At 61.4% G+C, this 12703-nt stretch carries 11 protein-coding genes; 7 read left to right on the forward strand and 4 right to left on the reverse strand.

Annotation, left to right across the window (positions count from 1 at the left end; genetic code table 11):
- Positions 1 to 38 precede the first annotated feature (38 nt).
- Complete coding sequence (gene glpK, locus LPU83_RS53280; RefSeq protein ID WP_024313965.1) at positions 39 to 1532, reverse strand: glycerol kinase GlpK; 1494 nt, start codon at positions 1530 to 1532, stop codon at positions 39 to 41.
- A gap of 179 nt (positions 1533 to 1711) precedes the next feature.
- On the opposite strand from glpK, the gene LPU83_RS53285 reads away from it, so the two are divergent.
- Genes LPU83_RS53285 through xdhB form a run of 3 tightly spaced genes read left to right on the forward strand, consistent with a single transcriptional unit; the run spans position 1712 to position 6329 of the window.
- On the forward strand, positions 1712 to 2488 hold the full coding sequence (locus LPU83_RS53285) for a 3-hydroxybutyrate dehydrogenase (RefSeq protein ID WP_024313966.1): 777 nt from the start codon (positions 1712 to 1714) through the stop codon (positions 2486 to 2488).
- 34 nt (positions 2489 to 2522) lie between these two features.
- Positions 2523 to 3989 carry a xanthine dehydrogenase small subunit gene (gene xdhA, locus LPU83_RS53290; RefSeq protein WP_024313967.1) on the forward strand — a complete coding sequence of 489 codons (1467 nt, stop codon included), beginning with the start codon at positions 2523 to 2525 and terminating at the stop codon, positions 3987 to 3989.
- On the forward strand, positions 3990 to 6329 hold the full coding sequence (gene xdhB / locus LPU83_RS53295; RefSeq protein WP_024313968.1) for a xanthine dehydrogenase molybdopterin binding subunit: 2340 nt from the start codon (positions 3990 to 3992) through the stop codon (positions 6327 to 6329).
- 46 nt (positions 6330 to 6375) lie between these two features.
- Here xdhB and LPU83_RS53300 read toward each other — a convergent pair whose 3' ends face one another.
- Positions 6376 to 6579 carry a hypothetical protein gene (locus tag LPU83_RS53300; RefSeq protein WP_024313969.1) on the reverse strand — a complete coding sequence of 68 codons (204 nt, stop codon included), beginning with the start codon at positions 6577 to 6579 and terminating at the stop codon, positions 6376 to 6378.
- Between the two features lie 101 nt (positions 6580 to 6680).
- On the opposite strand from LPU83_RS53300, the gene LPU83_RS53305 reads away from it, so the two are divergent.
- Positions 6681 to 7589, forward strand: coding sequence for a LysR substrate-binding domain-containing protein (locus LPU83_RS53305; protein ID WP_024313970.1), 909 nt, complete (start codon positions 6681 to 6683; stop codon positions 7587 to 7589).
- Here the strand turns inward: LPU83_RS53305 and LPU83_RS53310 are convergent.
- The gene (locus tag LPU83_RS53310) at positions 7586 to 7918 is read right to left on the reverse strand and encodes a hypothetical protein (protein ID WP_024313971.1); all 333 of its coding nucleotides are present in this window, start codon (positions 7916 to 7918) and stop codon (positions 7586 to 7588) included. The two genes, LPU83_RS53305 and LPU83_RS53310, sit on opposite strands and share 4 nt — an antisense overlap.
- A gap of 744 nt (positions 7919 to 8662) precedes the next feature.
- On the opposite strand from LPU83_RS53310, the gene LPU83_RS53315 reads away from it, so the two are divergent.
- From LPU83_RS53315 to guaD, 3 genes are read left to right on the forward strand one after another with little or no spacing between them, the layout of a single operon-like run.
- The gene (locus LPU83_RS53315; RefSeq protein ID WP_024313972.1) at positions 8663 to 9901 is read left to right on the forward strand and encodes a urate hydroxylase PuuD; all 1239 of its coding nucleotides are present in this window, start codon (positions 8663 to 8665) and stop codon (positions 9899 to 9901) included.
- Entirely contained in the window at positions 9898 to 10329 is a 432-nt protein-coding gene (locus LPU83_RS53320; protein WP_024313973.1) for a COG3650 family protein, read from the forward strand. The genes LPU83_RS53315 and LPU83_RS53320 overlap by 4 nt, the downstream gene beginning before the upstream one ends.
- Positions 10330 to 10375: 46 nt before the next feature.
- Positions 10376 to 11683, forward strand: a complete 1308-nt coding sequence (guaD, locus tag LPU83_RS53325; RefSeq protein ID WP_024313974.1) for a guanine deaminase — start codon at positions 10376 to 10378, stop codon at positions 11681 to 11683.
- 54 nt (positions 11684 to 11737) lie between these two features.
- Here guaD and LPU83_RS53330 read toward each other — a convergent pair whose 3' ends face one another.
- Positions 11738 to 12631 (reverse strand): LysR family transcriptional regulator, encoded by an 894-nt coding sequence (locus tag LPU83_RS53330; RefSeq protein WP_024313975.1) that lies wholly within the window; start codon positions 12629 to 12631, stop codon positions 11738 to 11740.
- Positions 12632 to 12703 lie beyond the last annotated feature (72 nt).

Below are 12703 nucleotides of genomic sequence, written 5' to 3' on the forward strand. Positions count from 1 at the left end.
CCGGTATTTGCGGACGTTTGCTGAGATCGACGGCGCCGTCAGGCATCCGCAAGCGTGCGCTTGACGGCGCTGCGCCAGCCCTTGAGCTTCGCCGCACGCGTCTTCTCGTCCATGGCGGGTTCAAAGCGATGGTTGCGCTTCCAGCTCTTGGCGAAGCTTTCACGATCCGGCCAGACACCGGCCCTGCTGCCGGCAAGCCATGCCGCTCCGAGCGCCGTGGTTTCGAGAATGACCGGCCGGTCGACGGGCGCGTCGAGAATGTCTGCCAGCCGCTGCATCGTCCAGTCGGAGGCGACCATGCCACCATCGACGCGAAGAACGGTGCTCTCCACGCCGCCCTTCCAGTCCTTGTGCATGGCGTCAAGCAGATCGCGGGACTGGTAGCAGACCGCCTCGAGGGCAGCGCGGGCGAATTCCTTCGGGCCGCTGTTGCGCGTCAGGCCGAAGATCGCCCCGCGCGCATTCGCATCCCAATGCGGCGCGCCAAGACCGGTGAAGGCGGGAACCAGATAGACTTCCTGCGTCGGATCGGCAGCATCGGCAAGCTCGCCGGTGCGAGATGCCGTATCGATGATGCCGAGCCCGTCGCGAAGCCATTGCACGGCAGCGCCCGCGATGAAGATCGAGCCTTCCAGCGCATAGGTCGTTTCGCCGTTCAGCCGATAGGCGATCGTCGTCAGCAGCCGGTTCTTCGAACCCACGATGTCGCTGCCCGTGTTGAGCAGCGCGAAGCAGCCGGTGCCGTAGGTCGATTTCATCATGCCGGGCTCGAAGCAGGCCTGTCCGATGGTCGCCGCATGCTGATCGCCGGCGACGCCGAAGATGGGAATCTCCGCGCCAAGAATGGCTTTCTCGGTAATGCCGAAATCGTCGGCGCAGTCCTTCACCTCAGGCAGCATCGCCGCCGGAACACGCAGGATATCGAGCAGAGCCTTGTCCCAGCAATTGTCGGAAATGTTATACATCAACGTGCGGGAGGCGTTCGTCGCATCGGTCGCGAACACCTTGCCACCGGTCAGCCGCCAGATCAGGAAGGCATCGACGGTGCCGAAGCACAATTCGCCCTTGGCGGCGCGGGCCCGCGCACCTTTGACGTTGGCGAGCAGCCACGAGAGCTTGGTGCCAGAGAAATACGGATCAAGAAGAAGGCCGGTCTTCTTGGTGAATGTCTTTTCGAGATCCTGTCTTTTCAACTTGTCGCAATAACTTGCCGTGCGGCGGTCCTGCCAGACGATTGCGTTGTGGATCGGTTTGCCGCTTTCGCGTTCCCAGACGACGACGGTCTCGCGCTGATTGGTAATGCCGAGCGCCGCGATGTCCTTTGCCTGGATCCTGGCTTCACGGATCGCCATTTTGATGGTCGAGACGACGGAATCCCAGATTTCCTCCGGATCGTGCTCCACCCAACCGGATCGAGGGTAGATCTGGCGGAACTCCTTCTGGCCCGCACCGGCGATCTGCATTTGGCCATCGAAGACGATCGCCCGCGTCGATGTCGTCCCCTGATCGATTGCCAGAACATATCCGCTCATGCCAGTCCTCCCGCTGATCGTGATTATCGGGAGAAATCAATAAGACAGGAGGGCGGGCGATGAAAGAACCTAGCCACCTCTTCGACACAAGAGATTTGCCGTCAGCGCGATTGCCAGCAGTGATGCTTTGCGCATAACCTCAACTCTATTGCGTCGCAAAACGGCTTGAGGAGAAGAGAATGGCCAGAACAATCGTCGTCACCGGATCCACCAGCGGCATCGGCCTTGCGATCGCGACAGCCTTTGCCGGCAAGGGCGACAACGTCGTCATCAACGGTTTCGGAAAGCCCGAGGAAATCAAGGCGATAGTCGAGAAGCTTGAATCGGCCTCGAAGGCGAAGGTGATCCATCATCCGGCCGACATGACGAAACCAGCTGAAATCGCGGACCTGATCGAAACTGCCGCGAGGACCTGCGGTTCCGTCGATGTGCTGGTCAACAATGCCGGCATCCAGCATGTCGAGAAGATCGAGGATTTCCCGATCGAAAAGTGGGACCAGATCATCGCGATCAATCTGTCCAGCTCGTTTCACACCATGCGTGCCGCGATCCCGCTGATGAAGGCGAGGAAAAAGGGACGCATCATCAACATCGCCTCCGCGCACGGCTTGGTCGCCTCTCCGTTCAAATCCGCCTATGTCGCGGCAAAGCATGGTATATTGGGCCTGACGAAGACGGCGGCACTGGAACTTGCCGAATTTGGCGTGACCGTGAACGCCATCTGCCCGGGCTATGTGCTGACGCCTCTCGTCGAGAAACAGATACCGGATACGGCCAAGGCACGCGGCATGACCGAGGAGCAGGTCAAGACCGAAGTGATCCTCAAGGCCCAGCCGACGCATGAATTCGTCAAGGCGGAAGAGATTGGGGCGCTGGCTCTCTACCTCGCAAGCGACGAAGCCCGGCAGGTGACCGGCACCCACATCTCGATTGACGGTGGCTGGACCGCGGCATAACCATTCAAAATAAAGATAAAAACCAAGGAACGATATGAACGACAGCATCCGCTTCATCCTGAATGGCGAGGACGTCACGCTTGGCGATGTCCGGCCGACCGAGACGCTTCTCGATTATCTCCGGTTGAAGCGCCGGCTGACCGGCACGAAGGAAGGATGCGCGGAGGGCGATTGCGGCGCCTGCACCGTCCTTGTGGGACGGCTGATCGACGGCAAGCTGCATTATGAACCCGTCAACGCCTGCATTCGCTTCATGGGGTCTTTGAATGCCACCCATGTCGTCACCGTCGAGCATCTGGCCGCCAGGGACGGTTCGCTGCATCCGGTACAGCAGGCAATGGTCGATTGCCACGGCTCGCAATGCGGCTTCTGTACGCCGGGTTTCGTCATGTCGATGTATGGCCTCTGGCTTTCCAACGACAAGCCGGTTCGCGCCGACATCGAAAAAGCCCTGCAAGGCAATCTCTGTCGTTGCACCGGTTACGAGCCGATCGTGAAAGCCGCCGAGCAGGTGAGCCGCACCCGCCCGAGCGCACTCTTCGACCCGCTCGAAAAGACCCGCTCGGATATCATCTCGCGCCTCTGGGCGATGCGGAACAGCGAGACGATCTCGATCACGACGGTGGAGGGCCGGCTGGTCCTGCCGGGATCGCTGGACGCGCTGGCGCGTGTGCTGTGCGAAGAGCCGACCGCCACCATCGTCGCGGGATCGACCGATGTGGGCCTCTGGGTGACCAAGCAGATGCGCGCCTTGAACCCGGTCGTCTTTATAAACCATCTGACCGATCTGCAGTCGATCACCGCTGGCGACGGCGGCTTCACGATCGGCGCCGGCGTGACCTACAGCCGCGCCTTCGAAACCATCGCCAGCAAGGTGCCGACCCTCGGCCGCCTCATCGACCGCATCGGCGGAGATCAGGTGCGCAACATGGGCACGATCGGCGGCAACATCGCCAACGGTTCGCCGATCGGCGATATGCCACCGCCACTGATTGCCCTCGGCGCCACGGTGAAGCTGCGTTCTCTGGCCGGAACGCGCATGCTGCGTCTGGAAGATTTCTTCATCGATTATGGCAAGCAGGATCGCCGACCGGGCGAGTTCGTCGAGAGCATCTTCGTGCCCTATCCCGCCGAGGCGACCCAGTTTGCCGTCTACAAGATCACCAAGCGCCGCGATGAGGACATCACGGCGGTTCTCGGCGCCTTCTACCTGACACTGGATACGGAGGGAGACGTCAACGACATCCGCATCGCCTTCGGGGGCATGGCCGCAACACCGAAGCGTGCCCGCAGCGTCGAGAATGCGCTCATGGGCAAGCCTTGGAGCGAGACGACGATCGAAACCGTCCGGGCCGAGTTCGACGCCGACTTCCAGCCGCTGACCGACTGGCGCGCGACGGCCGAATACCGTCAGTTGACCGCCAAGAACCTTCTGACCCGTTTCTATCTGGAAACGTCAGGCACATCGGCGGAATTGAGGCGTTTCGAGGAGGTGGCATAAATGGACAAGTCAACTCTCCCCGACCCAAAGTTTATCATATCAGGCGCGATGCATGGCTCGCTGCGCCACGATTCAGCGCACAAGCACGTTACCGGCACCGCCGACTATATCGACGACCTGCCCGAGCCTGCCGACCTGCTGCATGGCGCACTCGGCCTGTCCGACCGGGCGCACGCCGAGATCATCAGCATGGACCTTTCCGAGGTCAAGGCGACACCGGGTGTCATCTGGGTTTTCACCGGCAAGGACGTGCCCGGCGTCAATGACGTCAGTTCGAACGGCAGCCACGACGAGCCGCTGCTGGCCGAACACAAGGTCGAATTTCACAACCAGCCGATCTTCGCCGTCATTGCCGAAACGCGCGAGATCGCCCGCCGCGCCGCCCGCAAGGCAAAGATCGAATATCGCGACCTGCCGCACTGGAGCGATATCGACGGCGCGCTTGAAAATGGCAGCCCGCTCGTCATCACGCCGATGACCTTGCAGCGCGGCGATGCCAAGGGCGAGATGGAGAACGCCCCGCGCCGATTGAAGGGCCTGATGCGGATCGGCGGCCAGGAGCACTTCTATCTCGAAAGCCACATTGCCGTGGCCATCCCCGGCGAGGACGACGAGGTCGCCATCTGGTCATCCACCCAGCATCCGAGCGAGATCCAGCATATTGTGGGCCACGTCCTCGATATCGCGTCGAACGCGGTGACGGTGAACGTGCGCCGCATGGGCGGCGGTTTCGGCGGCAAGGAGACGCAGGGCAACCAGTTTGCCGCCCTGGCGGCGATTGCCGCCAAGACACTGAAGCGCGCCATCAAGTTTCGTCCTGATCGCGACGAGGACATGGCCGCAACCGGCAAGCGCCACGACTTCCTTGTCGACTACGAGATCGGCTTCGATGACGAAGGCCGCATCCACGCAGTCGACGCCACCTATGCCGCGCGCTGCGGCTTCTCCTCGGATCTTTCCGGCCCTGTAACGGACCGGGCGCTGTTCCACGCAGATTCCAGCTATTTCTATCCGCATGTCCATCTGACATCGAAGCCGCTGAAGACCCACACCGTGTCCAACACCGCCTTCCGCGGTTTTGGCGGGCCACAGGGCATGCTCGGGGCTGAACGCTTCATCGAAGAGATCGCCTATGCGCTCGGCAAGGACCCGCTCGACGTCCGCAAGCTGAACTTCTACGGCCAGCCGGGCTCCGGCCGCACGTTGACCCCCTACCATCAAGAGGTCGAAGACAGCATCCTCGAACGCATCGTCAGCGAACTGGAAGAAAGCGCCGAGTACCAAGCGCGCCGCAACGCCATCATCGCGTTCAACCGCGACAGCCGCTACATTCGCAAAGGCATTGCGCTGACGCCAGTCAAGTTCGGCATCTCCTTCACCATGACAGCGTTCAACCAGGCCGGCGCCCTCGTCCACGTCTATCAGGATGGTTCAATCCACCTGAACCACGGCGGCACCGAAATGGGCCAGGGGCTATACACCAAGGTCGCGCAGGTGCTCGCCGACAGCTTTCAGGTCGATATCGAGCATGTGAAGATCACGGCAACGACGACCGGCAAGGTGCCCAACACGTCGGCCACCGCGGCATCCTCCGGATCGGACCTGAACGGCATGGCGGCCTACGATGCCGCCCGCCAGATCAAGGAACGGCTGGTTGCCTTTGCCGCCGAAAAATGGGGCGTACCTCCGACGGACGTTGTCTTCCTGCCCAATCGCGTCAGGGTTGGCGACAAGGAGTTCCCCTTCCCTGATTTCATCAAGCAGGCCTATTTGGCCCGCGTCCAGCTTTCCGCCGCCGGATTCTATAAAACCCCGAAGATCCATTGGGATCGTGCAGCCGGCCGCGGCACGCCGTTCTACTACTATTCCTATGGCGCAGCCTGCTCGGAGGTCTCGATTGATACACTCACCGGCGAATACCTCGTCGAACGCACCGATATCCTGCACGATGTCGGCCGCTCGCTGAACCCGGCGATCGATATCGGCCAGGTGGAGGGCGCATTCATTCAGGGCATGGGCTGGCTGACAACGGAGGAACTGTGGTGGGACGACAAGGGCCGGCTGCGCACGCACGCGCCTTCGACCTACAAGATCCCCCTCGCCTCCGATCGCCCGAAGATTTTCAACGTGCGTCTTGCCGAATGGTCGGAGAATACTGAACACACGATCGGCCGCTCCAAGGCCGTCGGCGAACCGCCGCTCATGCTGGCGATCTCAGTGCTGGAGGCGCTTTCCATGGCCGTTGCCAGTGTTGCCAACTACAAGGTCTGCCCGCAGCTCGATTCACCGGCAACGCCCGAGCGGGTGTTGATGGCCGTGGAGAGAATGAAGAAGGCATAGGCTGAAGTGGCAGCATCTCGGGGCACTGCCACTCCAATCTCACGGCTTACCGCCGGAACTCGCTGTTGTAGCGCGGCTCGCGCCCGTCCATGAAACCGAGGTCGCGCTTGATGCGATCCGGCATACCCTCGAATTCCAGCCTATCCCATCCCGAAAGCCGACGCAGCAGTCTCCGGCCAAGGTCGGACAGCCAACTGGAAGTCCCGGCAGCCCTTGCCTGCCTGTCCTGTACGATAGCGGCGCAATCCATAACATCACCTCAACAATCTGATCCGTTGGGTTGCAGATTGCGCCAATAAATGCTGAAATTCCAATCGAACGCTCGTCTGGATGCATAAAGAGAACTTATCCATGAAGCTGTCGAAGCAGTTTCCCCTGAACGCGCTGCGCGTATTTGAGGCCGTCGCGCGGCTTGGCAGTTTCACCAAGGCCGGCGACGAACTCGGCATGACGCAGACGGCCGTCAGCTACCAGGTGAAGCTGCTGGAGGAGAATATCGGCGAGCCCCTCTTTATGCGGCGCCCGCGCCATATCAGACTGACCGACGCCGGCGAACGGCTGGCGCCCAAAGTGACGGAGGCCTTCGCCATATTGCACGAAGCGATGGCCTCGGTTCGCGGAGCAGCCGAGGAAACGCTGCTCATTCACTCCGCGCCGACCTTCGCCTCGCAATGGCTGGCGCGTCATCTCGGCTCGTTTCACCTCAAATATCCCGCCACCGCCGTACGTCTGATCACATCGGACTCGCTGATCGATTTTGCCAGGGAGCCCGCCGACATCGCGATCCGCAGCGGCAAGGGCGAGTGGCCGGGCCTCGTGTCCCACCGGCTGCTGGCGATCGATTTCACTCCGATGCTGAGCCCCGAACTTGCGGCCAGTGCCGGCGGCATCCACCAGCCGAGCGATCTCCTCAAGTTGCGACTGATCGATGCCGGCGACTCGTGGTGGACGTCATGGTTCGAGGCGGCCGGTGTCGCCGATCCCGACCTTGCGGGCAGACCGCGCAGCCGGCTCGGCGCGCAATCCTTCGAGGCGAGTGCTGCCCTGGCGGGGCAGGGCGTGGCGATCCTGACGCCGGCATTCTATCGCGATGACCTTGCCGCCGGTCGGCTGCTCCAGCCCTTTCCAATCCTCTGCAGCGACAACGATTGGGACTACTGGCTGGCCTACCCGGAAAGCCGCCGCAATGTTCCTAAAATCAAAGCATTTCGAAACTGGATTCTCGAGGAAATGGACGTCGCCGCGACCAACGGAAGCTAATAGCCCATCTGCGGCGCGTAGAAGCAGCGCGGCGTATCCTCGTTCGGGAACAGGCAGAGATGGTAGTCGCCGTCACCGGAGCGCATTGCCTTGCCCATGGGAAGGAGGAAGACATGCGCATGCGTGACAAGCCTGTGATCGCCTGGCAACAACGTCACCCGATAGCCATGCGGCGTAATTGCCACGCTTTTTGGCGGGATCATCTGGCAGTCTCCAGTTTCGCTGTCGCCGTTGCAACAGAAGGGCTCGTAGCTCCAGCCTGAAGGCGCATCATGGGCCTGAACACAGGACGCGAATGCAATCATCACACACACAAGAATGCTGCGCATTGGCATCTTCTCCGTTGATGAATGCGCCGCCGGAATGAAGCGGTTTTCACCTCATCCCGACGGCCTCAAAAATGAAATTGTAATCGAACCGTGACATTTCAAGCCACTTTTCATGCTGCAAAGCGGCCTCGACAGACCGCCCATTCAAGGACGCCTAACCATTCCGCGTGGTTTGCGGACAGCAGTCCGCAAACGGGCTCCATGATCGCGAGATCACCGCCATGAGGGAGCATCCAATGCAAAAGCGTCGACATCTTGGCTTGGCATACATTCTTTTGGTTCGCGCGCGTTGAATGTACAGGAACGCATCCCGCAGGAGGACGATCCTGACACGCGCGCGGTCGGTGAGCTTCGCCGTCCTGGCAGCCCGCCCAACATCATTGATATGGTTTGCATATTGCAGCCCCTATCAGGACAGGCTGTCGTTTCCGTCTAAGGGCGAGATAAGGGCGGAATGCATATCTGAAGCCGCCGGCGACGGGAGCTGGAGCGTTGTTTCGATCTTCAAAAAAAGCAGGTAGGCCTGCGGAGAATACGCGCTCGACCTGATTGCCGAACATGAAATCATGGCCTCAGGCGCTGAAAGCGTCGCATGTGCAGTCCACTCGCATGAAGCATTTTCAAAAATTCGTTACCGTGGGCGACGCTGCGGTGTACACGTTAGAGCCCCGGCTGGCGCCTTATCCCCTTTCCTCCGCGCGCGACTTTCTGCAATGTGGCGAGACTGAAGAACAGGGGAACTCCATGTATGAATACGCCATAGCGTGGGAATGGCTGGCCTTTGCGGCCCGCTGGTTCCACGTCATCACCGCGATTGCCTGGATCGGCTCGTCCTTTTATTTCATTGCACTCGATCTCGGTTTGGTGAAACGGCCGCATCTTCCGCCGGGCGCCTATGGCGAGGAATGGCAGGTTCACGGCGGCGGCTTCTATCATATCCAAAAGTATCTCGTGGCCCCGGCGCAGATGCCGGAGCACCTGACCTGGTTCAAGTACGAAAGCTACTTTACCTGGCTATCGGGCTTTCTGATGCTCTGCATCGTCTATTACGGCGGCGCCGACCTCTTCCTCATCGACCGCCATGTGCTCGACATCAACGCCCCGGTGGCGATCCTGATCTCGCTCGCCTCGTTGGCCGTCGGCTGGATCGTTTACGACCTGCTGTGCAAGTCGCCGCTCGGCAAGAACACCTGGGGCCTGATGGTCGTGCTTTACGCCGTGATCGTCTTCATGGGCTGGGGCTACACGCAGCTCTTCACCGGCCGCGCCGCCTTCCTGCATCTCGGCGCCTTCACGGCAACGATCATGTCGGCCAACGTCTTCATGATCATCATCCCGAACCAGAAGATCGTCGTCGCCGACCTGATCGCCGGGCGCACGCCCGATGCGAAGTACGGCGCGATCGCCAAGCAGCGCTCGCTCCACAACAACTACCTGACGCTGCCCGTCATCTTCTTCATGCTGTCGAACCACTATCCGCTGGCGTTTGGCACCGCCTACAACTGGGTGATCGCCGCCCTCGTCTTCCTGATGGGCGTCACCATCCGCCACTGGTTCAACACGACGCATGCCCGCAAGGGACGCCCGACCTGGACCTGGATCGTCACCCTCATCCTCTTCATCCTGATCATGTGGCTGTCGACGGCGCCGAAGGTGCTGACCGGCGAGAAGGAGGCGCAGGCTGTCGCGCCCGCCTTCCAGCAATTCGCCGGTGACCCGCATTTTCCCGCGGTCAAGCAGCTTGTCGGCACACGCTGTTCCATGTGCCATGCCGCCGAGCCGGTCTATGAAGGACTGGCGCGGCCGCCGAACAACGTGATCCTGGAAACCGATGCGGAAATTGCCGCTCACGCCCGCGAGATCTATATACAGGCGGGTCGCAGCCACGCCATGCCGCCCGGCAACGTCACCGACATCACCCCGGACGAGCGCAAACTGCTCGTCGCCTGGTTCGAAAGCGCAGTCGAAGGCAAACAGGAATGACCTCAGCCGCCCTTCGTGCCCTGCTTCTCGCTTCCACGCTGACCGCCTGCGGCCAGAGCGGCGTGGATGCCGCGGCGCCGGAGGGTCGCTTGGCGGCACCCGCGGGCGATTTTTCCGGCGATCTGAACGCCCTCGGCACCGAACCCTTCTGGGCGATCAGGATCCGCTCCGACAGCATCACCTTCAGCCGCCCCGGCGCTGAAGACGTGAAAAGCGTCAACCCAGGCCCGGTGGCCAAGAAGGAAAGAGCCAGCTGGACGGTCCCCGGTGGACCGGCTCCCTTCAAGCTGACGCTGACCAAGGGGGATTGCTCCGACGGCATGTCCGATCGCCACTACCCGCTCAACGCGGTTCTGGCGTTCGGGGACAAGACGATGTACGGCTGCGCCGCCACGCCGGCGGCAATCGCGGCCCAGCCGGCACCGTGACGCGAAAACCGCCGCGTTCGGACAATCGACAGAGGGGCAGAACGCCATGACACACACACTTCTCCGCGGCCGGCTGCTCACCTTTCTGCGTGCGCCGCAAGAGCTTGGCGACACCGGAAGCTACCTCTACGAGAGTGATGGCGGGCTGTTGATCAAGGATGGCCTCATCGTTGCCTGTGGCGCTTACGACAAGGTGAGCGCAAAAGCCCCCGCCGACGTCGTGGCCGTCGATCATCGGCCGCATCTGATCATGCCGGGTTTCATCGACACGCATGTTCATTTCCCGCAGATGCAGGTGATTGCCTCCTATGCGGCAAACCTGCTGGAATGGCTAAACACCTATACCTTCCCGGAGGAATGCCGCTTCGTCGAAAGCGCCCATGCCGCGCGCATCGCCACGCATTTCTACGACGAGCTCGTCCGCCACGGAACGACGACGGCGGTCGCCTACTGCTCCGTCCACAAGGCCTCCGCCGATGCGTTCTTCGCCGAGGCGTTGAGACGCAAGATGCGCATGGTCGGCGGCAAGGTGATGATGGACCGCAACGCCCCGCAAGGACTGCTGGACACGCCTCAGATGGGCTACGACGAGACCCGCCAGATCATCGCCGAATGGCATGGCAAGGGCCGCTGCCACGTCGCCATCACACCGCGCTTCGCGATCACCTCGACCCCGGCGCAGATGGAAGCCACCCAGGCACTCGCCCGCGAGTTTCCCGACCTGCACATCCAGACGCACCTCTCGGAAAATCACGACGAAATCAAGTTCACCTGCGAGCTTTATCCCGAGGCGATCGATTATACCGATGTCTATGCGCGCTACGGCCTGCTTGGTGACAGGACGCTCTTCGGCCACTGCATTCATCTCTCGGATCGCGAGGCCGATGCGATGAGCGAGACAGGCTCGGTCGCCGTGCACTGCCCGACCTCGAACCTCTTCCTCGGCTCCGGCCTCTTCCCGCTGAAGGCGCTTGCGCGCCGTGAGAAGTCGGTGCGCATCGGTGTCGCGACCGATATCGGCGGCGGTTCCAGCTATTCCATGCTGCGCACGATGGACGAGGCTTACAAGATCCAGCAATTGCTTGGCGAACGCCTGAATCCGCTCGAAAGCTATTACCACATGACGCTCGGCAACGCCCGATCGCTGTCGCTCGACGACCGGATCGGCACGCTCGATGTCGGCTCGGACGCCGATATCGTCGTCCTCAATGCTGCCGCCACCCCGGCCATGGCACTGAAGATGGAAGTGGTGAAGACGCTGCCGGAAGAGCTGTTCCTGCTGCAGACGATGGGGGACGACCGCGCGATCGTCGAGACATACGTTTCCGGGGTCGCGGCGAAGAGCACCATTTAAGTTTCTGCGCTGCTTGTAAGAACCCGCACCGAACCGATGGGTGGCTCCTATCGCTCACGCGCGATAACGAAGCGCGTTGACGAGCAGCGAAAACGCCGGCGAGGCCTGCCGGCGGCTCGGATAATACAGATGGTAGCCGTGGAACGGCGCACACCAATCCTCAAGCACCCGGACGAGCCCGCCTGCCGAGAGATGTTGCTGCACCAGCATTTCCGGCATGTAGGCCAGGCCGAGCCCCGAAAGCGCCGCGTTCAACCGGAGCTGGATATTGTTGAACACCAGCTGCCCCTCGACGCGCACCTTCAATTCACGGCCGTCCTTCTCGAATTCCCAGGAATAGACGCCGCCATAGGTCGGAAGGCGCAGGTTGATGCAGTTATGGTCGGTCAGATCGGCAGGTATCTCCGGTTTGGGTCGCTGTTCGAAATAGGCTGGCGCCCCCACCACCGCCATCCGCATATCCGGTCCGATGCGCACCGCAATCATGTCCTTCGCCACCTGCTCGCCCAACCGCACGCCGGCATCGTAGCGCTCGGCGACGATGTCGGTCAGCCCGTAGTCGACGATGATCTCGACGTTGATGTCAGGATAGTGCGGAAGCAGCTTTTCGAGCGCCGGCCATAGAATGGCATCGGCCGCATGCTCGCCGGCATTGATGCGGATTGTGCCCGCCGGCTTCTCGCGAAACTCGCTGAGTGCTGCCAATTCGCTCTCGATCTCGTCGAAGCGCGGCCCGATCGAGGTCAGCAACCGCTCGCCCGCCTCCGTTGGCGACACGCTGCGCGTCGTACGCGTCAGCAGCCGAAGCCCGAGCCGGGTTTCAAGCCCGCGGATCGTGTGGCTGAGGGCGGATTGCGACACGCCGAGCTTGGCCGCTGCCTTGGTGAAGCTCTTTTCCCGCGCCACGGCCAGAAAGGCCACAAGATCGTTGATCGATTGGCGCGTCATTCATGAATCTCCCTCATAAGCGTTTGCGATTTATACCATCTAATCGCAAGAAACCGAACGCCCTAAATCTCT

This window comes from Rhizobium favelukesii, from assembly GCF_000577275.2.
Taxonomy (GTDB): Bacteria; Pseudomonadota; Alphaproteobacteria; order Rhizobiales; family Rhizobiaceae; genus Rhizobium; species Rhizobium favelukesii.